The organism is Streptomyces sp. NPDC044921, from assembly GCF_056432865.1.
This window is the reverse complement of record NZ_JBWKIF010000022.1, coordinates 130489-153027: the sequence shown is the minus strand read 5'-3', so window position 1 is coordinate 153027 and position 22539 is coordinate 130489. Positions and strand designations below refer to the sequence as shown.

Below are 22539 nucleotides of genomic sequence, written 5' to 3'. Positions count from 1 at the left end.
ACATGGGAGACGATCTCCACGCCGGTGGTCTCCTTCAGGTACGAGCGGGCCACCGCACCCAGCGCCACCCTGGCCGCCGTCTCCCGCGCCGAGGCGCGCTCCAGCACCGGCCGGGCCTCGTCGAAGCCGTACTTCTGCATCCCCGCCAGATCCGCGTGCCCGGGGCGCGGACGGGTCAGCGGCGCGTTACGCGCCAGCCCCGCCAGCACCTCCGGGTCGACCGGATCGGCCGCCATGACCTGCTCCCACTTGGGCCACTCGGTGTTGCCCACCATGACCGCCACCGGCGAGCCCAGCGTCAGGCCGTGCCGGACACCGCCCAGGAAGGTGACCTCGTCCCGCTCGAACTTCATCCGGGCACCGCGGCCATAGCCCAGCCGCCGCCGCGCGAGATGGTCCGCCACCATGTCCGTGGTGATCGGCACACCGGCGGGAAGACCCTCCAGCGTCGCCACGAGTGCGGGACCGTGGGACTCACCCGCGGTCAGCCAGCGCAACCTGCTCAACGGTGCTCCTCAGTGCTCGCGCCCTGGTACTGCCCTGCGTACGCACGTCCTCGCGTACGTCGACGGCCTGACCGGGTGCGCGGCCCCGGTCCGCCGTTTCCGATCCTCCCACGTCGACGCACGCGGACCGGAATCGGTCCGCGTGACGGACAGGGGACCGGGCCGGGCGGGGACGTGCCGCGGCGCCCCGCCGGGTGGCGGATGCCGGGTCCCGTCGCGAGGGCGTCAGCCGCAGTGGCCGAACCCGCTCGTGTAGCTGTCCCAGAAGACTCCGTTGTCCACGTACTCGATCCCGCCGGTGTACTTCACGCACTTATTGGCGGCCTGGACGTAGACGGGGCCCGCGTAATAGCTGTAATTGGCCTTGTCCCGCTTCCAGCTGCCGCCCTCGACGAGAATACCGGCCTCCGTCAGGGCACTGACCCCGACATAACCGTTGATGTGCATGGTCACCACGCAGTTGTAGCCGCTCGACGCGTTGTAGAGCAGAGAGACCCGAGCCGCGGGCTTTCTGGTGCTTTTGTCGAATCCGACCGTGTGGGATTCGAGGACCCTGTATCCGGAGCCGCATGCCGCTTCGGGCGTCGAGGCTGCGGCTGCGGCAGGCGTCGCCGAGGCGAGGCCCATCGCTCCCGCCAGGCCGACGGCCAGCGCGATCGACGTGAGATGTCTGCGCATTTCCATTCCCCTCCCGTGAATACCGTGCCGCCACAAACTAGCGACGAGGAGGGGGATGATCAACTAGGAATTCTCACTTCCGGTTCGTTGACCGAAAACAGGCGGTCGCGGTTTTTTACCGGGCTGCGAGAGCGCGTTCTCCCGCAGTTCGCATCGTCGTCAACGGAGCCGGTGAGATGCCCGTAATCTGTTCCACCTGGAGAACGGCCTGATGGACCAGGAGGTCCAGTCCGCTGACCACCGCACCCCCGTGAGCCGACCACCGCGCCGCCAGAGCGGTCGGCCAGGGGTCGTAGAGCACGTCGAAGAGCGTGGCCGGCCGCTCGGGGACGGCGGAGGCCAACGCGTCCGTGGCTCCCGCGGGCGTCGTGGCGATCACGAGCGGGGCGCGCAGCCCCTGCTCGGCGTCCGCCCAGTCGGCGATCCGCACGTCGACGTCCAACCGCTCGCCCCACTGCCGCATCTCGGCCGCCCGGGCCTCACTGCGCACGTGGACGACGATCTCGCCGGTGCAGATCCTGGCGAGCGCCGCCAGCGCGGACGAGGCCGTGGCGCCTGCGCCGAGGATGGCGGCGGACTCCGTCTGCTCGATGCCGCGTTCGCGCAGCGCGGCGACGATACCGGGGATGTCCGTGTTGTCCCCGACGCGCCGCCCGCCCTCGGTGAACACGACGGTGTTGACCGCCTCCACGGAGGCCGCCGTCGCACTGATCTCGTCCAGCAACGGAATGACGGCCCTCTTCAGCGGCATGGTGAGCGACAACCCGGCCCACTCGGGGCCGAGCCCGTCCACGAACCCGGGAAGCGCCGCTTCGTCGACCTCGAAGCGGTCGTACGACCAGCCGTTCAGCCCGAGCTCGGCGTACGCCGCGCGGTGCAGTACCGGAGAGAGCGAGTGGGCGACGGGGCTGCCGAGCACCGCGGCACGGCGGGTGTCAGTTGCCGGAGCTGGCATCGAACTTTTCCTTCAACTTCAGGAACTGCGCGTGCGTCTTGGCGAACTCGGTCTTGCTCACGCCGTCGGTCGCCACGAAGTAGATCCAGCCGTCCTTCGTCGGCTTCAGGGCCGCCTGCAACGCGACGTCCCCGGGGTTTCCGATCGGCCCCGGCGGCAGACCCTTGTTGGTGTACGTGTTGTACGGGTCCTTGTTGCTGTTGATCTCGGTTTCGCTGATGTGGATGTTGCTCTCGTTTTTCAGGTAGTTGAAGGTCGAGTCGAACTGGAGCAGCTGGTTGGTCTCCGTGTTGGTGGGTTTGAGGCGGTTGTAGACCACCTCGGCCATCTTCCGGAAGTCGTCGTGCGTCTTGCCCTCGGCCTGGACCAGGCTGGCCACCGTGATCAGCTGCCACGGGCCGTCGAGGCCGAGGCTCTCGGCCTTCGCCTCCACGCCGATCCTCTCGTAGTTCTCGGAAGCCCGGGCGACCATCTGCTTCAGCACGGCCTCGGGCTTCTGGCCCTCCTTGACGCCGTAGCTGGAGGGATAGAGGAACCCTTCCAGCGGGTCCTTGACGTTCGGGTGGTTCTGCGCCCAGGCGGGCAGGCCGAGCTTCTTGTAGTCCTTTTTGGCGACCGCGGCGGTGGTGCCGTCCTTGACCTTCAGCCGCTTGTCGATGAGCCGGTAGATGTCGGCGTTGCGTTTGCCCTCGGCGATGATCAGGTTGTCGCGGCTTTTGGGGCTGAGCATCAGTTCGACCGCGCTCGCGGCCGACATCTGCTTCTGCAGCGTGTACACGCCGTCCTGGATGGCCTTGCCGTCGGGGTTCTCGGACTGCGCCGAGACGAAGGCGTCGACGCTCTTGACGACCCCGGCGGACTTCAGCACCTGCCCGATCGTGTATCCGCCCGCCCCCTTGGGGATCTCGACGGTCACCGTCTGCCCGTTGCCGTCCCCCGCGAAGTCCGGGGCGTCGCCGAAACGGTCCTGGTAGAACTGGTAGCCGAAATAGCTCACGCCCGCCAGGCCGCCGCCGAGGACCAGGACGACCAGCAGGCAGGCCACGCCGTTGCGGCCCTTCTTGGGTTTGCCGCCGCGTCCCCGCTGGTCGTCGCGGCCGCGGCGGTCCCCCGGCTCGTCGGCGTCCTCGTCGTCACCGCCCGCGAAGAACGCGTGTTCGCCCTGGTCGGGGCCGGGGTCCCAGTCGGTCTCCGGCTCCCCGTCGGCCTGTCGGCGGCCGGGCGGCTCGGGGGGCGGATAGGCGTCGGGCGTGGCGTAGTGGTCCTGCTGCCGGCCCACGTCGTACGCCCCGGCCTGCTGCCCGTAGGGGTCCGCCGGGTCGCCGGGGTAGGAAACGTGCTGGTGGGGGTCGTTGGACCAGCCGCCGTCGCCGTACTGCTGCTGGTGGTAGCCCTGGTCCTGCGGCTGACCGTGGCCCTGCTGTCCGGGGTACTGCTCGTGGCCGTGGGGCTGTGCCTGGTAGTGCTGCTGGTCGTACGGGTACTGCTGCTGCGCGTGACCGTATCCGGCCTGCTCACCGGTGCCCCAGTCGCCGTACTGCGGCTGCTGCGGCTGCTGCGGGTAGTGCTGCGGCTGGCCGCCGTACGGGGACTGCTGACCCTGGTGGGCCTGCTGTCCATCCCATCCGCCGTCCCCGTACAACGGGTCCTCCGGATGCCACGGTTCGGAGCCCTGGCCCCGGCCATACTCAGTCATCGATCCCCTAGAGCCGCGAGGCGGCGGTCACGCGGCGTCCGGCTCGGCTCCCGTCCCGCCTCTTGCTGTGCGGGGGCTGTTCGAATGCCGCCGCATCGCGCGGAACGTTACCGTATCGCGATCAGATGACCACTTCGACGTCTTCGCCGGGTGCTTTACCTGACACCCGTTCGGATTCAAGCGCCTGCTGCAGGATGACCACGGCCGCTGCCTGGTCGATGACGGACCGGCCCTTCTTGGACCTCACGCCGGAGGCGCGCAGCCCTTGAGTGGCCGTCACCGTCGTCATGCGTTCGTCCACGAGTCTCACCGGAACAGGGGCGATCATGCGTGCCAGTTCCTGGACGAAGCCGCGGACCTTGACCGCGGCCGGGCCCTCGCCCCCCTTGAGGGAGCGCGGCAGCCCGGCGACGACCTCGATCGGCTCGTACTCCTCGACGAGTTGCTTCAACCGCCGATGGGCCGCGGGGACGTCGCGCCCCGGGACCGTCTCCACCGGGGTGGCGAGGATCCCGTCGGGGTCGCACGAGGCGACCCCGATCCGGGCGTCCCCGACGTCGATCGCGAGTCGACGTCCTCTGCGCATCTTCTCGACCGTCCCTTACTTGGCCGTCTCGGCGACGAGGCGCTCGACGGCGTCCACGGCGTCACCGATCGCGGCCGGGTTCTGGCCACCGCCCTGGGCGACGTCGGGCTTGCCGCCACCGCCACCGCCGAGGGTCTTGGCGGCCGTACGGACCAGGTCGCCGGCCTTCAAACCGCGCTCGCGGGCGGCCTCGTTGGTGGCGATGACCGTCAGCGGCTTGCCGTTCGCCACCGTGAACAGGGCGACCACGGCGGCCCGGCCGCCCTGGATGCGTCCGCGCACGTCCAGGACGAGCTTGCGCAGGTCGTCGGCGGTCGTACCGTCCGGGACCTGGCCGGTCACGACCGCAACGCCGCGGACGTCCTTGGCGGACTCGGCGAGTCCGGCGGCGGCCTGGAGGACCTTCTCGGCGCGGAACTTCTCGATCTCCTTCTCGGCGTCCTTGAGCTTGCCGAGCATGGCGGAGACCTTCTCCGGGAGCTCCTCCGGACGGCCCTTGAGCAGCTCGGTCAGCTGGTTGACCACCGTGTGCTCGCGGGCGAGGAAGTTGTAGGCGTCCACGCCGACCAGGGCCTCGATACGGCGCACACCGGAGCCGATGGACGACTCGCCGAGCAGCTTCACCAGACCCAGCTGGGCGGTGTTGTGCACGTGCGTGCCGCCGCACAGCTCCTTGGAGAAGTCGCCGATGGTGACCACGCGCACGCGCTCGCCGTACTTCTCGCCGAACTCGGCGATGGCGCCCTGCTTCCTGGCCTCGTCGATGCCCATGATGTCGGCGCGGACGTCGAGGTCGCGGGCGAGCACCTCGTTGATCTTCTGCTCGACGTCGGTCATCACGGCCGTCGGGACGGCCGACGGGGAGCCGAAGTCGAAGCGGAAGCGGCCGGGCTGGTTCTCGGAACCGGCCTGGGCGGCGGTCGGGCCCAGGGCGTCGCGCAGGGCCTGGTGGGTGAGGTGCGTGGCCGAGTGGGCGCGGGCGATGGCCTTGCGGCGGCGGTCGTCGATGGCGGCGTGGGCCTTGGCGCCCACGGTGACCTCGCCGACCTGGACGACGCCCTTGTGCACGTAGACACCGGGGACCGGCTTCTGGCAGTCGCGGATCTCGATGACGGCGCCCGAGTCGGCCTTGATGCGGCCGGTGTCGCCGATCTGTCCGCCGCCCTCGGCGTAGAACGGGGTGCGGTCGAGGACGATCTCGACCTCGTCGCCCTCGGTGGCGGCCGGGGAGGAGACGCCGTCGACGAGGATGCCGACGATCGTCGACTCGCCCTCGGTGTCGGTGTAGCCGATGAAGTCGGTGGCACCGGCACGGTCGGCGATCTCGCGGTAGGCGCCCATGTCGGCGTGGCCGGTCTTCTTGGCCTGGGCGTCGGCCTTGGCGCGCTCCCGCTGCTCCTTCATCAGGCGGCGGAAGCCCTCCTCGTCCACGGACAGCCCCTGCTCGGCGGCCATCTCCAGGGTGAGGTCGATGGGGAAGCCCCAGGTGTCGTGGAGCAGGAAGGCCTTGTCGCCGGGCAGGACGGTGGAGCCGGCCTGCTTGGTCTCGGTGACGGCGGTGTCGAGGATGTTGGTGCCGGCCTTCAGCGTCTTGAGGAAGGCGTTCTCCTCGGCGAGGGCGACCTTCTCGATGCGCTCGCGGTCGGTGATCAGCTCGGGGTACTGCTGCCCCATCATGCCGATGACGACGTCGATCAGGTCCTTGACGACCGGGCCGGTGGCGCCGAGCAGGCGCATGTTGCGGATGGCGCGGCGCATGATGCGGCGCAGCACGTAACCGCGGCCCTCGTTGCCGGGGGTGACGCCGTCGCCGATGAGCATGGTGGCGGTGCGCATGTGGTCGGTGACCACGCGCAGCGAGACGTCCGAGGCGTGGGCGTCGCCGTAGCGGACGCCGGTCAGCTCGGTGGCCTTGTCGATGACGGCCATCGAGGTGTCGATCTCGTACATGTTCTGCACGCCCTGCAGGATCATGGCGAGACGTTCGAGACCGAGGCCGGTGTCGATGTTCTTGCTGGGCAGTTCGCCGAGGATCTCGAAGTTGTCCTTGCCGGTGCCCTCGCCCCGCTCGTACTGCATGAAGACGAGGTTCCAGATCTCCACGTACCGCTCGTCGTTGACGGCGGGGCCGCCCTCGGCGCCGAACTCGGGGCCGCGGTCGTAGTTGATCTCGGAGCAGGGGCCGCACGGGCCGGGGACGCCCATGGACCAGTAGTTGTCCTTCATGCCCAGGCGCTGGATGCGCTCCTTGGGCACGCCGACGACCTCGTGCCAGATGCGCTCGGCCTCGTCGTCGTCCTTGTAGACCGTGATCCACAGGCGCTCGGGGTCGAGGCCGTAACCGCCCTTGTCCTGGGGGCTGGTGAGCAGCTCCCAGGCGAGCTTGATGGCGCCTTCCTTGAAGTAGTCGCCGAAGGAGAAGTTGCCGCACATCTGGAAGAACGTGCCGTGCCGGGTGGTCTTGCCGACCTCCTCGATGTCCGGTGTGCGCACGCACTTCTGCACGCTGGTGGCGCGGGTGAAGGGCGGCTTGACCTCACCGAGGAAGTAGGGCTTGAAGGGCACCATGCCGGCGGGGACGAGGAGCAGAGTCGGGTCGTCCGCGATGAGCGACGCCGAAGGGACGACGGTGTGCCCGCGCTCCTCGAAGAAGCTCAGCCAGCGACGGCGGATCTCAGCCGACTCCATCAGTGGTCCTCATTCCGGTTGTACGTGTACGTCTGGTACGTCGAACCCTCGACGTACTTCGGGTTGTTGCGGTTCTCGATGGCGGCGTACCGCCGGGGGCCGGGGAGTTCGGGACTCTCGTTGATCCCGAGGGCCTCACCCAGCTCCGCCTCGCGGGCGGCCATGTTGTCCCGGACGTCGAGGGCGAAGCCCACGGCGCGGTCCTTCAGGCGGTGACCGGCCTCGATCGCCTTGTTCCCGGCGGCCTTGGCGAGGCTCTCGGGGGTCAGCTGCTTGAGCTTGCGGTTGACCTTGGTGGTGGCCCAGACACCGGCGGCGACGCCCGTGGTGAACCAGAAGGTACGGCGGAACATCGCTGGCTCTCAGTCCCTCTTCCCTCGGGCGCTGCGCCGAGAGACCGTACGGCCCACGATCACGGTACGCCTGGACGCGTTGGCGGGCACGTCCTCCTTGCGGCCGCCGAGGGCCCGGCGCACGCCGTAGCCGAAGGCGGCGACCTTGACCAGGGGGCCGCCGAAGGTGGAGGCGACGGTGGTCGACAGCGCGGAGGCGTTCGACGTGACCTCCTGGACGTCGGAGGCGATCGCGTCGACCCGCTCGATCTGGGTCTGCGCGGAGCGCACCGCCGTGGAGGCCTCTGCCAGGAGCGGGACGGCCTGGTCGGTCACATCCGCGACGAGCTTGGTGGTCGCCTTGAGCGTCTGGGCCAGCCTCGCCAGGGCGACGGCGAGGAAGGAGACCAGGATCGCCCAGAAGACGGCCACCAGGATCCCGGCAACCTCTCCACCGGACACTGTGTGCACCCGCTCCCTGAAACGTGCCTGAACATCGAAAAAGTCGTGCGACGAGCCTATCGCGCCGGGGGTGGCGCTCCGTACCGGATTACCTACCGGTGGCCGCTCGATCGCGAAAGCCCGCCGCCTCGCCCGCCGGGGGCGGGGAGACAGCGGGCTGAGGTACCGCGTGCCTGCCGGGGATCAGCGGGCGTAGTACTCGACGACGAGCTGCTCGTCGCAGATCACCGGGATCTCCTTGCGGTTCGGCTCACGGTCCAGGCGGAACGCCAGGGCCTTGAGGTTCACCTGGAGGTAGCGCGGGGTCTCGCCCTCGGGGGCGAAGCCGCCTTCACGGGCGATCGTGAAGAGCGTCTTCTCCTTGGAGCGGTCGCGGACCTGCACGACGTCGTCCGGGCGGACACGGAAGGAGGGCTTGTCGACCTTCTTGCCGTTGACCTGGATGTGGCCGTGCACGACCATCTGACGGGCCTGGTAGATCGTGCGGGCGATGCCCGAACGCAGGACCAGGGCGTCGAGACGGCGCTCGAGCTCGATGATCAGGGCCTCACCGGTCTTGCCCTGGACCTTGGAGGCACGCTCGTAGGCGCGGACGAGCTGGCGCTCGGACACGTCGTACTGCGCGCGCAGGCGCTGCTTCTCCAGCAGACGGACCTTGTAGTCCGAGTTCTGCTTGCGGCCGCGGCCGTGCTCACCCGGCGGGTAGGGACGGGCCTCGAAGTACTTGACGGCCTTCGGGGTCAGCGCGATACCGAGGGCACGCGACTTCTTGACCTTGGGGCGGGACTGGTTCGCCACTGCTTCTCATTTCCTTGATTCGGCTTGTCAGGGTGGTGGGAGGTCGCATCCGCAGCCGGGGAAACCCGCCTCGGTCCGTGGACCTCGGTGGGCAGCCGCTCCCCTGGTCTGGGCACATACGTGCAGCACGCGAGTGGCCCACCGACCGGTCCCGTCCGCAGGACGAGGGGTGGTGGGCTGCCCGCGACACCTTCGACGGTGCGCGACGCTCCTGGAACAGGTCCCGGAGGACCGGCTCCGGCCGACTGTCCCGTTCTGACTGCGCGGGACGCGGCACTCCGGACGAGTTTACAGGGTTCTCAGGACCGCTTTCGACCGAGGTTCTTCCTGGTCCACTCCACCGCGTCCGCGTAGCGGGCCTCCGCGCCGTGCCGGGTCGGCTCGTAGTACTCGCGGTCCTTGAGGGCGTCCGGGGCGTACTGCTGGGCGGCGATGCCCTCGGGCAGGTCGTGCGGATACACGTAGCCCTGACCGTGGCCGAGCTTGGTCGCGCCCTTGTAGTGGCTGTCGCGCAGGTGCGCGGGGACCGGTCCGGCGAGGCCCTTGCGCACGTCCTCCAGGGCGGCGCCGATCGCGGTCGTCGCGGCGTTGGACTTGGGCGCGAGGGCCAGGGCGATGGTGGCGTGGCTGAGGGTGAGGGCCGCCTCGGGGAAGCCGATCATCGCGACGGCCTGGGCGGCGGCGACCGCCGTCTGCAGGGCAGTCGGGTCCGCCAGGCCGATGTCCTCGCTGGCGGAGATCATCAGGCGCCGGGCGATGAAGCGGGGGTCCTCGCCGGCCTCGATCATCCGGGCCAGGTAGTGCAGGGCGGCGTCGACGTCGGAGCCTCGGATGGACTTGATCAGGGCGCTGGCCACGTCGTAGTGCTGGTCCCCGTCGCGGTCGTACTTCACGGCCGCCCGGTCGACCGTCTCCTCCAGGGTGGTCAGGCCGATCTCCGGCTCGCCCTTGTCGAGGGCGGCACCGGCGGCCGCCTCCAGGGCGGTGAGGGCGCGGCGGGCGTCGCCGCCGGCGATGCGCAGGAGGTGGCTCTCGGTCTCCTCGGGGAGGCCGACGGCGCCCTTGAGGCCGCGCTCGTCGGTCAGGGCCCGGCGCAGCAGGCCGCGGATGTCGTCGTCCGTGAGGGGTTCGAGGGTGAGGAGCAGGGAGCGGGACAGCAGGGGCGAGATCACGGAGAAGTAGGGGTTCTCCGTCGTCGCCGCGATGAGCGTCACCCAGCGGTTCTCGACGGCCGGGAGCAGGGAGTCCTGCTGGGCCTTGCTGAAGCGGTGGATCTCGTCGAGGAAGAGGACGGTCTCCTTGCCGTAGCCGCCGGAGGCGCGGCGGGCCCCGTCGATGACCGCGCGGACCTCCTTGACGCCGGCGGTGATCGCCGACAGCTCCACGAAGCGAGCGTCGGTCGCCTTGGAGACGACGTACGCCAGGGTGGTCTTGCCGGTGCCGGGCGGGCCCCAGAGGATCACCGAGGAGGGGCCGGCCGGACCGGAGGCGGCCTCGCCGACCAGTCTGCGCAGCGGTGAGCCCGGCTTCAGCAGGTGCTGCTGGCCCACTACCTCGTCGAGGGTGCGCGGGCGCATCCGCACGGCCAGGGGGCTGCTGGACGGCTCCTTCTCCTGGCGTTCTTCGGCTGCGGCGGTGAACAGGTCGGGCTCCACGTCAGAAACCCTAAATCACCGCACTGACAATCCGGCCGGGGCCGGTATCGGCCTGGACCCGGAGCGCCCGTCAGCTGGTCCAGAAGTCCCACCAGCGGGTCAGGATCAGCATGGCGATGATGCCGATGTGCAGCACCGGCATGACCCAGGTGAACTCGCCGAAGAAGCCCTTGAGCCAGCCGGGGGCGGGCAGGAAGCCCTTGCGGATGTTGAACGACGTCACGTACCAGAACATGACGATCGTCGCGACCCAGGCGAGGCAGCACCACAGGCACAGGGCGTTGATCCGGTACAGGGACTGGAACATCAGCCAGGCGCAGAAGACCACGCCGAACAGGCAGCCGGCGTTGAAGGTGAGCCAGTACCAGCGCGGGTAGCGGGCGCGGGCGAGCAGGCTGATGCCGACACAGACGACGATGCCGTAGGTGACCAGGCCGAGCATGGGGTTCGGGAAGCCGAAGACCGCGGCCTGATCGCTCTCCATGACGCTGCCGCAGGAGACGACCGGGTTGAGGCTGCACCCCGGGGTGAACGTCTTGCCCTCGACCTTGGCCTCGAGGAGCTTGAACTTGTCGAGCGTGATGACCCAGGCGGCGAGCAGTCCGGCCGCGCCGGTGATCACGAGCAGCAGGGCGAGGGCCCGGCTGCCGCCCTCCGCGCGGGGCGCGATCTCGGCGCGCTCCGGCTCGGGCTCCGTGGAGACGTCCTTGACTGTCGTCTTGCTCATCACGCCGATTCCGTCACTCGAGACCTGAACCTCTTCGGTCAGGGCCATTGTGCCGCACCGGCCCCTGTCTCCACCGTCGACCGGGACAAGGACGGCCACGCCGTCGCCCCTGAGGGTGGGTTTCGGCCGACGTCCGTCGCACGGCAGCACAAGGGTGCGAACGGGACCGGGGGACGGCGAAGGCGCCGGCCCCCTCGACGGGTTTCCGGCGCCTCGCGGGAGCACGGTTAGCCGAGCCGGGCCTCCAGTTCCGCCACGATCTCGTTGACGCCCACGGCCGTCTGCTCGCCGGACTCCATGTCCTTGAGCTGGACGACGCCCTCGGCGAGGTCGCGTTCGCCGGCGACGATCGTGTAGCGGGCGCCGCTGCGGTTGGCGTTCTTCATCGCGCCCTTGAGGCCCTTGCCGCCGTAGGAGAAGTCGGCCGCGATGCCGTTCTTGCGCAGTTCGCCGACCTTGGCGAACAGCACCCGGCGGGCCTCCTCGCCGAGCGGGACGGCGAACACGCTGGTGCTGGCGGGCAGTTCCAGCTCGACGCCCTCCGCCTCCAGCGCGAGGACCGTGCGGTCGACGCCGAGGGCCCAGCCGACGGACGGCAGCGCGGGGCCGCCGATCATCTCGGAGAGGCCGTCGTAACGGCCGCCGCCGCCCACCGCGGACTGCGATCCGAGGCCGTCGTGGACGAACTCGAAGGTGGTGCGGGTGTAGTAGTCGAGGCCGCGCACCAGCTTCGGGTCGTCCTCGAAGGCCACGCCCGCCGCCGTGAGCAGCTCACGGACCTCCTCGTGGTACGCCTTGCAGGCGTCGCACAGGTAGTCGCGCAGCAGCGGGGCGCCGGCCAGCTGCTTCTGGACCTCCGGGCGCTTGTCGTCGAGGACGCGCAGCGGGTTGATGTCCGCGCGGCGCAGCGTGTCCTCGTCGAGGTCCAGGCCGCGCAGGAACTCCTGCAGCGCCGTCCGGTACACCGGGCGGCACTCCTTGTCGCCCAAACTGTTGAGCAGGATCCGGAAGTCGCTCAGGCCCAGCGAGCGGTACGCCTGGTCGGCCAGGATGATCAGCTCGGCGTCCAGCGCCGGGTCCTCGGCGCCGATGGCCTCGGCCCCGACCTGGGAGAAGTGACGGTAGCGGCCCTTCTGGGGGCGCTCGTAGCGGTAGTACGAGCCGGAGTACCAGAGCTTGACCGGGAGGTTGCCCGCCTTGTGCAGGTTGGCCTCCAGGGCCGCGCGCAGGACGGAGGCCGTGCCCTCGGGACGCAGGGCGAGCCGGTCGCCGCCCTTGGTCTCGAAGGCGTACATCTCCTTGGTCACGATGTCGGTGGACTCACCGACGCCGCGCGCGAACAGTTCGACGTTCTCGAAGCCGGGCGTCTCGATGTAGCCGTAGCCGGAGTTGCGCAGCGGCGCGGCGATCGCCTCGCGGACGGCCAGGTACTTGGCGGAGTCCGGCGGGATCAGGTCGTACGTGCCCTTGGGGGCCTTGAAGGTGCTCACGGAGGGTCTCGTCACATTCCTCGTCGGGGAGCCTCACCGGCTCCCTGGCCGGCCGCCACCTGCCGCATGTACGGGTTGGTGGCGCGCTCCTGGCCGATGGTCGTCTGGGGGCCGTGGCCGGACAGCACCACGGTCGAGTCGTCGAGCGGCAGGCACACGCGGGCCAGCGAGTCGAGGAGCTCGGCCGTGTCACCGCCGGGCAGGTCGGTGCGTCCGACGGAGCCGGCGAACAACAGGTCGCCCGAGAACAGGATCGGCGGGATGTCCGCCGCCTCGGGCAGGCCGAAGGTCACCGACCCCTTGGTATGGCCCGGCGCGTGCGAGACGGTGAGCTCCAGGCCCGCCAGGCCGAGCTGGGCGCCATCGGTCAGCTCCTTGACGTCGTCCGGTTCCCCGATGGTCAGTTCGCCCAGCAGCGGCATGCCGATCGAGCGTCCCAGTGCCTTCTCGGGGTCGCTCATCATGTACCGGTCGTCGGGGTGGATCCAGGCCGGCACGTCGTGCGCGCCGCACACCGGGACGACCGAGGCGACGTGGTCGATGTGGCCGTGGGTGAGGACGACGGCGACGGGCTTGAGCCGGTGCTTGGCGATGGCCTCCGCGACGCCGTCGGCGGCCTGATGGCCGGGGTCGATGATCACGCACTCCTCACCGGCGGCGGGGGCGACGAGGTAGCAGTTCGTCCCCCAGGCCCCGGCGGGGAACCCGGCAATGAGCACGATCGTCCTTCGTTGTGTCGATACGGGCGGCTGCGGCTGTCGTCAGAGCCTACCGGCGCTGCCGTTTCCACAGCGAACCCATATACGGTACGGGGCACACGCACGCGGTCGGCGCACAGGACCCACGCGTACCGGTCGACGTATCAGACGCATGAGGAGAGAACCCGGTGGTCAGCCAGGAACAGCGGCGGCGTCAGCTCGCCCGGGAGAAGTACCTGCGGCAGCAGCAGCGGCGCACTGACGCACGGCGCAAGACCCGTATCCGCAACTCGGTGATCGCCTCGTTTCTCGGCGTGGTCGTGGTGCTGTCCGTGACGGTCTTCCTGACCAAGCCGTTCGAGGACGACGGCAAGGAGAACGCCAACGCGGAGGTCACCCCGAGCGCCTCGGCCAGCAAGGCCCCGGACCCCTGCGAGAAGCCCGCCGCGGGCAAGGTCAAGTCGGAGACCTGGAAGAAGGAACCGGCCATGACCATCGACGAGTCGGCGAAGTACACGATGAAACTGGACACGACCTGCGGCGGGATAGACATCGCGCTGAAGGCGTCGGCGGCCCCGCACACCGTCAACTCGTTCAAGTTCCTCGCCGACAAGGGGTACTTCGACCACAGCAAGTGCCACCGGCTCACCGACCAGGGCATCTACGTCCTGCAGTGCGGCGACCCGCAGGGCACCGGCATGGGCGGACCGGGCTACACGATCCCGGACGAGAACCTGAAGGACAAGAGCCTCAAGGGCGGGGTGTACCCGGCGGGCACGGTCGCGATGGCGAACCAGTACAACCCCCAGACCAAGCAGGGCCGCGACAGCGGTGGCAGCCAGTTCTTCCTCGTCTACCGGGACAGCCAGCTGCCGCCCGACTACACACCGTTCGGTACGGTGTCCGAGGCGGGCATGAAGGTGCTGCAGAAGATCGCCAAGGCCGGAGCGCAGGCACCCGACCCCCAGACGGGCAACACGGCGCCCAACGCGACGGTCGTGATCAACAAGGCGACGGTCAGCGAATCCTGACCCCCAACTGCGAAATTTCGGTCGCGCGGGATGCGGACAGGCCCCCCGCCGGTCGCCTATGTTGGCCGTGACGAAACTGTGGACGATGCCCGGGGGAGCTTCAGGCCCCTCGCAGGCATCATGTGGAGGAGGCGCTGTGAGCAGCGACCCGTGGGGCCGCGTCGACGAGACGGGGACCGTGTACGTGCGTACGGCCGACGGCGAGCAGGTCGTCGGTTCCTGGCAGGCGGGCTCCCCCGAGGAGGCGCTGGCCTATTTCGAGCGCAAGTACGAGGGCCTGGTTGTCGAGATCGGCCTCCTCGAGAAGCGAGTGAAGACCACCGACCTGTCGGCGAAGGACGCCCAGGCCGCCATCGACCACATTCGCGAACAGGTCGACGCGCATCACGCGGTGGGTGACCTGGACGCCCTGCGGGTGCGGCTGGACAAGCTCGTGGAGCTGGTGGAGGCGCGCCGCGAGGAGCGCAAGGCGCAGCGCGCCAAGCAGTCCGACGAGGCCCGCCACGCCAAGGAGGCGCTGGTCGCCGAGGCGGAGGAGCTGTCGCAGTCCGACCAGTGGCGGGCGGCCGGTGAGCGGCTGCGGGCCCTGGTGGACACCTGGAAGGGCCTGCCGCGGCTGGACCGCAAGTCCGACGACGAGCTGTGGCACCGGTTCTCGCACGCGCGGTCGGCGTTCTCCAAGCGGCGCAAGCAGCACTTCGCGCAGCTGGACGCCCAGCGCGAGGAGGCCCGCAAGACCAAGGAGCGGCTGGTCGCCGAGGCCGAGGCGCTGTCGAACTCGACGGACTGGGGCGCGACGGCGGCGCGCTACCGCGAGCTGATGGCCGAGTGGAAGGCCGCGGGCCGCGCCCAGCGCGAGCACGAGGACGACCTGTGGAACCGCTTCCGCGGCGCCCAGGACGTCTTCTTCGCGGCGCGCAGCTCGGTCTTCGCCGAGCGGGACGCCGAGCAGGCGGAGAACCTCAAGCTCAAGGAGGAGCTGGCCGAGGAGGCCGAGAAGCTCCTGCCGATCACGGACCTGAAGGCGGCCCGGGCCGCGTTCCGGAACCTGAACGAGCGCTGGGAGGCCATCGGCCACGTGCCGCGCGACGCCCGGCCGAAGGTCGAGGGCCGTATGCACGCCGTCGAGCGGGCCATCCAGGAGGCCGAGGAGGCCGAGTGGCGCCGCACCAACCCGGAGGCGCGTGCGCGCGCCGAGGGGCTGACCGGGCAGCTCCAGGCCGCGGTGGACAAGCTGCGGGGCCAGATCGAGCAGGCCCGCGCGCAGGGCAACAACGCCCGGGCGGACAAGCTCCAGCGTGAGCTGGAGGGCCGCCAGGCGCTGCTGGACCAGGCGCTCAAGGGCCTGCAGGAGTTCGGCGGCTGACAGCGGCCGGAAAGGGGCTCCCGTACTCGTCGTACGGGAGCCCCTTTCGTGTGCCCGCTACGGGCCGTTACGTCCTGTTGCGCGCCGACGTCACGCGGTAGACGTCGTAGACGCCCTCCACGCCCCTGACGGCCTTCAGCACGTGGCCGAGGTGCTTCGGGTCGCCCATCTCGAAGGTGAAGCGGGAGGTGGCGACCCGGTCGCGGGAGGTCTGCACGGCCGCCGACAGGATGTTGACGTGCTGGTCGGACAGCACGCGGGTGACGTCCGACAGCAGCCGGGAGCGGTCCAGGGCCTCGACCTGGATGGCGACCAGGAAGACCGAGGACTGGGTGGGCGCCCACTCGACGTCGAGGATGCGCTCGGGCTCCCGGGACAGCGAGTCCACGTTGACGCAGTCGCTGCGGTGCACCGAGACGCCGCTGCCGCGGGTGACGAACCCGATGATGGGGTCGCCGGGCACGGGCGTGCAGCAGCGGGCCAGTTTGACCCACACGTCCTCGACGCCCTTGACGACGACGCCGGGATCGGAGCTGGAGCGGCGCTTGCGGCTGCGGCCCCGGGCCGGCGGGACCGACTCGTCGATCTCCTCGGTGGCCGCCTCCTCGCCGCCGAGGGCCTGCACCAGCTTCTGCACGATGTTCTGCGCGGAGACGTGCCCCTCGCCGATCGCCGCGTACAGCGCGGAGATGTCGGCGTAGCGCATCTCGTGCGCCAGGGTCACCAGGGAGTCGCCGGTCAGGATGCGCTGGATCGGCAGGTTCTGCTTGCGCATGGCGCGGACGATGGCGTCCTTGCCCTGCTCGATCGCCTCGTCGCGGCGCTCCTTGGAGAACCAGGCGCGGATCTTGTTGCGGGCGCGCGGTGACTTGACGAAGCCGAGCCAGTCCCGGGAAGGGCCGGCGCCGGGTGCCTTGGAGGTGAAGACCTCCACCAGGTCGCCGTTGTCGAGGGTGGACTCCAGCGGGACCAGGCGGCCGTTGACCCGGGCACCTATGGTGCGGTGGCCCACCTCGGTGTGCACGGCGTACGCGAAGTCCACGGGGGTGGCGCCCGCCGGGAGCGCTATGACGTCGCCCTTGGGGGTGAAGACGAAGACCTCGTTGCGGGACAGGTCGAAGCGCAGCGACTCCAGGAACTCGCCCGGGTCCTCGGTCTCCTTCTGCCAGTCCAGCAGCTGCCGCAGCCACGCCATGTCGTTGATGGCGTCCTTGTCCTTGCCGGACGACTTGGGCGCGTCCGTGCGGACCTTGGAGGCGCCGGCGACGGCCTCCTGCTTGTACTTCCAGTGCGCGGCGATGCCGTACTCGGCGCGGCGGTGCATGTCGAACGTGCGGATCTGCAGCTCGACCGGTTTGCCGCCGGGGCCGATGACCGTCGTGTGCAGCGACTGGTACATGTTGAACTTGGGCATCGCGATGTAGTCCTTGAACCGGCCGGGGACCGGGTTCCATCGCGCGTGCACCGTGCCGAGGGCCGCGTAGCAGTCGCGGACGGTGTCCACGAGGACGCGGATGCCCACCAGGTCGTAGATCTCCGCGAAGTCCCGGCCGCGGACGATCATCTTCTGGTAGACGCTGTAGTAGTGCTTGGGGCGGCCGGTGACGGTCGCCTTGATGCGGGCCGCCCGCAGGTCCTGCTGGACCTCGTCGGTGACGATGGCCAGGTACTCGTCGCGCTTGGGCGCGCGCTCGGCGACCAGCCGGACGATCTCGTCGTACATCTTGGGGTAGAGGATCGCGAAGGCGAGGTCCTCCAGCTCCCACTTGATGGTGTTCATGCCCAGGCGGTGGGCGAGCGGCGCGTAGATCTCCAGGGTCTCGCGCGCCTTCTTCTCCTGCTTCTCGCGCTTGAGGTAGCGCATGGTGCGCATGTTGTGCAGGCGGTCGGCGAGCTTGATGACCAGGACGCGGGGGTCCTTGGCCATGGCGACGACCATCTTGCGCACGGTCTCGGCCTGGGCGGCCTCGCCGAACTTGACCTTGTCCAGCTTCGTGACGCCGTCGACGAGCAGGGTGACGACGTCGCCGAAGTCGCGGCGCAGGTCCTCCAGGCCGTACTCGGTGTCCTCGACCGTGTCGTGCAGCAGCCCGGCCATCAGCGTGGCCGGATCCATGCCCAGCTCGGCGAGGATGGTGGTCACGGCGAGGGGATGCGTGATGTACGGGTCGCCGCTCTTGCGCTTCTGGCCGCGGTGCCAGCGCTCGGCGACCTGGTAGGCGCGCTCGATCTGGCGCAGCGTGGAGGTCTCGATCTTGGGGTCGTTGCTGCGCACTATCCGCAGCAGCGGCTCCAGCACCGGGTTGTACGGGTTGGCGCGCTGCACGCCGAGGCGGGCCAGGCGGGCGCGGACGCGGTTGGAGGAGCCGCTGCGGGCCGGCTGACCGGAGGCCTGCCGCACCGGCGGGGCGGGCTTGGGGCGCGCCTGCTCGGCGGGCTTGTCGACCGGTGCCGACTGGGCGTGCTCGACCGGCCCGCGGGTGTCGTTCTTCGCGTGGGGCGCGTTCGGCGCGGGCTTCGCCGCGGCCGCCGAGGCGGACTCGGGCTTGGCGGCGGTCAGGTGCTGGGCCTCGTCTGGCAAGAGGGCTCCTCGTGCGCGATCCGGGTCCCCCGGTCAGGCTCCGGAGACCCCATGGTAGCGATCCTGGGCCCCAGGATCGCCTTCAGGCCACTGTGAGAGCCGTCAACCCGGGTAAACACCAGAGGCGGGCTCCGGATTCCTCCGGGCCCGCCTCCGCGGTGCCGTGCCGGTGTACACCGCCCGGCGACGGGGTTGCTAGACCGTGAGCAGCGCTTCCAGCGGGGCGCCGCCCAGCGCCGGCTCCAGGCGGGCGCGGCCGCCGAGGAAGCCCAGCTCCATCAGGACGGCGAGGCCCGCGACCTCGGCGCCGGCCCGGCGGATGAGCCGGACCGAGGCCTCGGCGGTGCCGCCGGTGGCGAGGACGTCGTCGACGACCAGGACGCGGTCGTCGGCGCTGAGGTCCTCGGCGTGCACCTCGATCTCGGCCGAGCCGTACTCCAGGTCGTAGGCCTGGGCGAGGGTGGCTCCGGGGAGCTTGCCCGCCTTGCGCACGGGGATGAAGCCGAGGCCCGCGCGGACGGCGACCGGGGCGCCGAGGATGAAGCCACGGGCCTCCAGGCCGACCACCTTGGTGGCGCCGGTGCGCTGGGCGATCTCGGCGAGGGCGTCCGTGAGGGCCGTGAACGCCGCCGGGTCGGCCAGGAGCGGGGTGATGTCCTTGAACATCACGCCCGGCTCCGGGTAGTCGGCCACGTCCCGGATGCGGCTGAGCAGCAGCTCCCTGATGTCGGTCATCGGCGCTTCCCCGAGGGACGGCCGCGGCCGCGGCCGCGGGACGCCGGCTGGTTGCGCGGACCCACGACCGCGGGAGCGGCGTCGTCCTCGGGTTCACCGGCGTACGACTCGTCGTCGTGGGACTCGGTCTCGCCCTTGGCGGCGGACTGGGCCCGCTTGGCCAGGACGCGCTTCCTCAGCGCCTTCATCTGCGGCTCGCGCTCCTTGAGGTCGGCGACGAGCGGCGTGGCGATGAAGATCGAGGAGTACGCGCCGGCGGCGAGGCCGACGAACAGGGACAGCGAGATGTCGTTCAGCATGCCGGCGCCGAGCACACCGCCACCGATGAACAGCAGGCCCGCCACCGGCAGCAGCGCGACCACCGTGGTGTTGACGGAGCGGACCAGGGTGCTGTTGATGGACCGGTTGGCGACGTCGCTGTAGGTCCAGCGGGTCTGTTTGGTGAGGTCCTTCGTCTGTTCCTTGAGGCTGTCGAAGACCACGACCGTGTCGTAGAGCGAGTAGCCGAGGATGGTCAGCAGACCGATCACCGTGCCTGGGGTGACCTCGAAACCGACCAGGGCGTAGATCCCGACCGTGATCGTGATGTCGTGGATCAGGGCGACGAACGCGGCGACCGCCATTCTCCACTCGAAGGCGATCGCCAGGTAGATCACCACGAGGACGAGGAAGATGCCGAGGCCCTGCCAGGCCTTGTTGGCGATCTGCTCACCCCAGCTGGGGCCGACCAGTTCGGCGTTGATCTGCTCGGGGTCGATCTTGAGGTCGTCCGCGAGGGTGTTCTTGATCTGGTTGGCCGCGCCGGTGTCGATGCCGGCGACCTGGATGCGCAGGCTGCCGTCGCCGAGCTTCTGCACGATCGCGTCGTGGCCGGAGGCCTCTTCCGCGTAGGTCTCGGCCTGGGCCACCGAAACGGCGGTGTTCTTCGGGGTGTTGAAGACGGCACCGCCCTGGAACTCGATGCCCATGTTCAGGCCGCGGACCGCCAGGCCCACGATGGCCGTGATGGTGATCAGGATCGACAGGCCGTACCAGATCTTGCGGTTCTTGACGAAGTCGTAGCCGATCTCGCCACGGTGCAGTCGAGCGCCGAGGTTGCCGAGTTTCGACATCTCAGGCCTCCTTGGTGTCGACGGGGACGGCGGGGCGGCGGGTGCGGCGCAGCGGCGGCTGCGCACCCAGGCTCTTGGGGTCGAGACCGGACCACTTGTGTCCGTTCGCGAAGAACGGGCGGCGGGCCATCAGCGTCAGCAGCGGCTTGGTGAAGAGGAAGACCACGACCACGTCGAGCAGGGTGGTCAGGCCGAGCGTGAACGCGAAGCCCTGGACCTTGCCGACGGTGACGATGAAGAGCACCGCGGCGGCGAGGAAGGAGACGAAGTCGGAGACCAGGATGGTGCGCCGGGCGCGCGGCCAGGCCCGCTCGACGGCGGGGCGCAGCGAGCGGCCCTCGCGGATCTCGTCGCGGACGCGTTCGAAGTACACGATGAACGAGTCCGCCGTGATGCCGATGGCGACGATGGCGCCGCAGACGGCCGGGAGGTTCAGCGCGAAGCCGATGGCCGGGCCGAGCAGGGACATGAGCGTGTACGTGAGCGCGGCGGAGACCAGCAGCGACAGGATCGCGATGAACGACAGGCCGCGGTAGTAGACCAGCAGGTAGATGACGACCAGCGCCAGACCGATCGCACCGGCGATCAGTCCCGCCCGCAGCTGGTCACCACCGAGCGCGGCGGTCACGGTCGTCATGCTGTCGACCTTGAAGGTCAGCGGCAGCGCGCCGTACGTCAGCATGTTCGCCAGCTCCTGGGCGGACTGCTGGGTGAAGTTGCCGGAGATCTCGGCGTTGCCGCCGGTCAGCGCCTGGCGGACGTACGGGTCGGAGACGACGTCGCCGTCGAGGACGATGGCGAACTGGTTCTGCGGCGACTGGTTCTGCGCCAGCTTGCCGGTGATGTCCGCGAACTTCTTGGCGCCGCCGTCCGTGAAGTCCATCGTGACCGTCCAGCCCGCACCGGTCTGCGTGTTCAGCACGGCCTGGGCCTTGTCCACGTCCGTGCCGTCGACCTCGGCGGGGCCCAGGATGTACTTCTGCCACTGGCCCTGCGCGTTCTTGCCGCAGGCCAGCGTCGGCTCGGAGGCCTTGGCGGTGTCGCCGACGGTGGAGCGGGTCTTCTCGTCGGTGCAGTCGAGCTTGGCGTACTGCTCCTGGAGCTTGCCGGCGGCGGCGTCCGAGGCTCCCCCGCCGGCGGACGGCGACGGGCTGGACTTCGCCGGGTCCGAGGCGCTGGCGGACGGCGTGGCGTCGGCCTTGAGCGCGTCCGTGACCGCACGGCCCTGCGTGGTGGGAGAGGTGGACGGGGATCCCGATCCCTTGTCGGTGGCCTCCGGCTTGTCGCTGGCCTTGCCGGACGGCTGGCCCGAAGGGCTTCCCGAGGGGCTTCCCGTGGGGCTCGGCGACGGGACCGCGCCGCCGCCGGAGACCTCGGTGGCGACGACCGGGCGGAAGTAGAGCTTGGCGGTGGTGCCGACCTGCTTGCGGGCCTGCTCCGAGTTGGTGCCCTTGGGGATGTTGACGATGATGTTGTCCCGGCCCTGTGTCTGGACCTCGGCCTCCTGGACGCCCAGGCCGTTGACACGACGCTCCATGATGGAGACGGCGGTGTCCATGTTCGTCTTGTTGATCGCCGCCTCGTTGCCGGCCTCGGGGACCGCGCGGAGCGTGATGCTCGTACCGCCGGCCAGGTCGATGCCGAGGCGCGGGGTCGTGTGCCCCGAGGCGAACATCCCACCGGTGAGCGCCGCGACGGCGATCAGGATCAGGGCCAGCGAGCGCCCCGGCTTGCTCTGGGCGCTCGCGCTCCGGCCCTTTTTAGGTGTGGCCACCTTCTCGTACTCCCTCTCGGGCCGCCTCGCTCCGGGTCGGCGGACGGGCGGCCATGACATGGTGTCGGGACTCCGTGCGAGTTATGGCGTGTCCCGGGGTGCGCGGGGCCCTGCCCGCGCACCCCGGGACACGACTACTTCGCCTCGGAGCCGCCGTCGGTCTTCTTCGGCTCTGCGCCCGGCTTCGCCTCGCCGGCCGGGGCCTCGTCGGCCGCTTCCGCGGCCGTGTCCTTCTTGCCGAGGTCGACGGCCTTGTCGTCAGCGGGGGCGTCGGTGGCGGAGTCGCCGGTCTCGGTGAGGGAGGAGGCGTCGTCCGGGACGATGTCGGCGTCGGACTTCAGGTCGTGCTCGATGCCGTGGACGATGCGGTTGTACTCGTCGTCGGTGAGGACGGCACCGATGGCGTTCTTGGCGAAGAGGAGCTCGACGCCCGGCCCGGCGTCGAGGAGGACGGTGTCCTCGTTGACCTCCTTGACCGTGGCGTACATGCCCCCGATGGTGCGGACACCGCTGCCGGGCTGCATTTGGTTCCGCATCTCCACGGCCTGCTGCTGCTTCTTCTTGGCCGACCGGGTCATCAGGAACATGGCCCCGATGAGCACGATGAACGGGAGGAGGGTCAGGAGACTCACGGGTCGGTACTTCCTTCACACGACCGCGCTGTGAGCG

Annotated in this window: 20 protein-coding genes; 2 read left to right on the top strand and 18 right to left on the bottom strand. The window is 69.9% G+C overall.

The features are described 5' to 3' along the window. The 13 genes from AC07DA_RS29395 to AC07DA_RS29335 all read right to left on the bottom strand — a co-directional run. A partial coding sequence (locus AC07DA_RS29395) for a chorismate synthase (RefSeq protein ID WP_479131234.1) occupies nt 1–506 on the bottom strand: 506 nt, incomplete at its 3' end. A 225-nt stretch (nt 507–731) separates the two neighbouring features. Then, nucleotides 732–1247: an acetyltransferase gene (locus AC07DA_RS29390; RefSeq protein ID WP_479131233.1), complete on the bottom strand. Its 516-nt coding sequence runs from the start codon at nt 1245–1247 to the stop codon at nt 732–734. Nucleotides 1248–1299: 52 nt separating this feature from the next. Beyond that, nucleotides 1300–2139 carry a shikimate dehydrogenase gene (locus AC07DA_RS29385; protein ID WP_479131232.1) on the bottom strand — a complete coding sequence of 280 codons (840 nt, stop codon included), beginning with the start codon at nt 2137–2139 and terminating at the stop codon, nt 1300–1302. Beyond that, nucleotides 2120–3835 (bottom strand): endolytic transglycosylase MltG, encoded by a 1716-nt coding sequence (gene mltG / locus AC07DA_RS29380; RefSeq protein WP_479131231.1) that lies wholly within the window; start codon nt 3833–3835, stop codon nt 2120–2122. Before mltG ends, AC07DA_RS29385 begins: the two co-directional genes overlap by 20 nt. Before the next feature lie 121 nt (nt 3836–3956). Continuing rightward, a complete protein-coding gene (gene ruvX, locus AC07DA_RS29375) occupies nt 3957–4421 on the bottom strand; it encodes a Holliday junction resolvase RuvX (RefSeq protein ID WP_479131230.1) in 465 nt (154 codons plus the stop codon). 15 nt (nt 4422–4436) lie between these two features. Further along, nucleotides 4437–7109 carry an alanine--tRNA ligase gene (gene alaS / locus AC07DA_RS29370; protein WP_479131229.1) on the bottom strand — a complete coding sequence of 891 codons (2673 nt, stop codon included), beginning with the start codon at nt 7107–7109 and terminating at the stop codon, nt 4437–4439. After that, nucleotides 7109–7462, bottom strand: coding sequence for a hypothetical protein (locus AC07DA_RS29365; protein WP_479131228.1), 354 nt, complete (start codon nt 7460–7462; stop codon nt 7109–7111). The genes alaS and AC07DA_RS29365 overlap by 1 nt, the downstream gene beginning before the upstream one ends. A gap of 9 nt (nt 7463–7471) precedes the next feature. Continuing rightward, nucleotides 7472–7912, bottom strand: a complete 441-nt coding sequence (locus AC07DA_RS29360; RefSeq protein WP_383336581.1) for a DUF948 domain-containing protein — start codon at nt 7910–7912, stop codon at nt 7472–7474. Between the two features lie 174 nt (nt 7913–8086). Continuing rightward, a complete protein-coding gene (gene rpsD / locus AC07DA_RS29355) occupies nt 8087–8701 on the bottom strand; it encodes a 30S ribosomal protein S4 (RefSeq protein WP_309096595.1) in 615 nt (204 codons plus the stop codon). Nucleotides 8702–9000: 299 nt separating this feature from the next. After that, nucleotides 9001–10356, bottom strand: coding sequence for a replication-associated recombination protein A (locus AC07DA_RS29350; protein WP_479131227.1), 1356 nt, complete (start codon nt 10354–10356; stop codon nt 9001–9003). A gap of 70 nt (nt 10357–10426) precedes the next feature. Beyond that, nucleotides 10427–11083, bottom strand: coding sequence for a vitamin K epoxide reductase family protein (locus tag AC07DA_RS29345; RefSeq protein ID WP_479131226.1), 657 nt, complete (start codon nt 11081–11083; stop codon nt 10427–10429). A gap of 227 nt (nt 11084–11310) precedes the next feature. After that, nucleotides 11311–12573 carry a histidine--tRNA ligase gene (gene hisS, locus AC07DA_RS29340; RefSeq protein ID WP_479131225.1) on the bottom strand — a complete coding sequence of 421 codons (1263 nt, stop codon included), beginning with the start codon at nt 12571–12573 and terminating at the stop codon, nt 11311–11313. A gap of 11 nt (nt 12574–12584) precedes the next feature. Then, nucleotides 12585–13292: an MBL fold metallo-hydrolase gene (locus AC07DA_RS29335; RefSeq protein ID WP_479131224.1), complete on the bottom strand. Its 708-nt coding sequence runs from the start codon at nt 13290–13292 to the stop codon at nt 12585–12587. A gap of 167 nt (nt 13293–13459) precedes the next feature. Here AC07DA_RS29335 and AC07DA_RS29330 point away from each other — a divergent pair, with 167 nt between their 5' ends. Both AC07DA_RS29330 and AC07DA_RS29325 read left to right on the top strand, forming a co-directional pair. Continuing rightward, entirely contained in the window at nt 13460–14302 is an 843-nt protein-coding gene (locus AC07DA_RS29330; RefSeq protein ID WP_479131223.1) for a peptidylprolyl isomerase, read from the top strand. A gap of 136 nt (nt 14303–14438) precedes the next feature. After that, nucleotides 14439–15668, top strand: coding sequence for a DUF349 domain-containing protein (locus tag AC07DA_RS29325; protein WP_479131222.1), 1230 nt, complete (start codon nt 14439–14441; stop codon nt 15666–15668). A gap of 67 nt (nt 15669–15735) precedes the next feature. Here the strand turns inward: AC07DA_RS29325 and relA are convergent, their stop codons facing one another. The 5 genes from relA to yajC all read right to left on the bottom strand — a co-directional run bounded on the left by relA (nt 15736) and on the right by yajC (nt 22502). Next, complete coding sequence (relA, locus tag AC07DA_RS29320) at nt 15736–18249, bottom strand: GTP pyrophosphokinase (protein WP_479131221.1); 2514 nt, start codon at nt 18247–18249, stop codon at nt 15736–15738. A gap of 195 nt (nt 18250–18444) precedes the next feature. After that, nucleotides 18445–18984 (bottom strand): adenine phosphoribosyltransferase, encoded by a 540-nt coding sequence (locus AC07DA_RS29315; protein ID WP_479131220.1) that lies wholly within the window; start codon nt 18982–18984, stop codon nt 18445–18447. Continuing rightward, on the bottom strand, nt 18981–20096 hold the full coding sequence (gene secF, locus AC07DA_RS29310; protein WP_479131219.1) for a protein translocase subunit SecF: 1116 nt from the start codon (nt 20094–20096) through the stop codon (nt 18981–18983). The genes AC07DA_RS29315 and secF overlap by 4 nt, the downstream gene beginning before the upstream one ends. A 1-nt stretch (nt 20097) precedes the next feature. Continuing rightward, nucleotides 20098–21870 carry a protein translocase subunit SecD gene (gene secD, locus AC07DA_RS29305; RefSeq protein WP_479131217.1) on the bottom strand — a complete coding sequence of 591 codons (1773 nt, stop codon included), beginning with the start codon at nt 21868–21870 and terminating at the stop codon, nt 20098–20100. Between the two features lie 134 nt (nt 21871–22004). Beyond that, complete coding sequence (gene yajC / locus AC07DA_RS29300) at nt 22005–22502, bottom strand: preprotein translocase subunit YajC (protein ID WP_479131216.1); 498 nt, start codon at nt 22500–22502, stop codon at nt 22005–22007. Between the last annotated feature and the right edge of the window lie 37 nt (nt 22503–22539).

Bases quoted from the DNA above. Each gene is read 5' to 3' on its own strand.
- AC07DA_RS29385 (WP_479131232.1), bottom strand. From the start codon at position 2,139: ATGCCAGCTCCGGCAACTGACACCCGCCGTGCCGCGGTGCTCGGCAGC.
- mltG (WP_479131231.1), bottom strand. From the start codon at position 3,835: ATGACTGAGTATGGCCGGGGCCAGGGCTCCGAACCGTGGCATCCGGAG.
- ruvX (WP_479131230.1), bottom strand. From the start codon at position 4,421: ATGCGCAGAGGACGTCGACTCGCGATCGACGTCGGGGACGCCCGGATC.
- alaS (WP_479131229.1), bottom strand. From the start codon at position 7,109: ATGGAGTCGGCTGAGATCCGCCGTCGCTGGCTGAGCTTCTTCGAGGAG.
- AC07DA_RS29365 (WP_479131228.1), bottom strand. From the start codon at position 7,462: ATGTTCCGCCGTACCTTCTGGTTCACCACGGGCGTCGCCGCCGGTGTC.
- AC07DA_RS29345 (WP_479131226.1), bottom strand. From the start codon at position 11,083: ATGAGCAAGACGACAGTCAAGGACGTCTCCACGGAGCCCGAGCCGGAG.
- AC07DA_RS29315 (WP_479131220.1), bottom strand. From the start codon at position 18,984: ATGACCGACATCAGGGAGCTGCTGCTCAGCCGCATCCGGGACGTGGCC.
- secF (WP_479131219.1), bottom strand. From the start codon at position 20,096: ATGTCGAAACTCGGCAACCTCGGCGCTCGACTGCACCGTGGCGAGATC.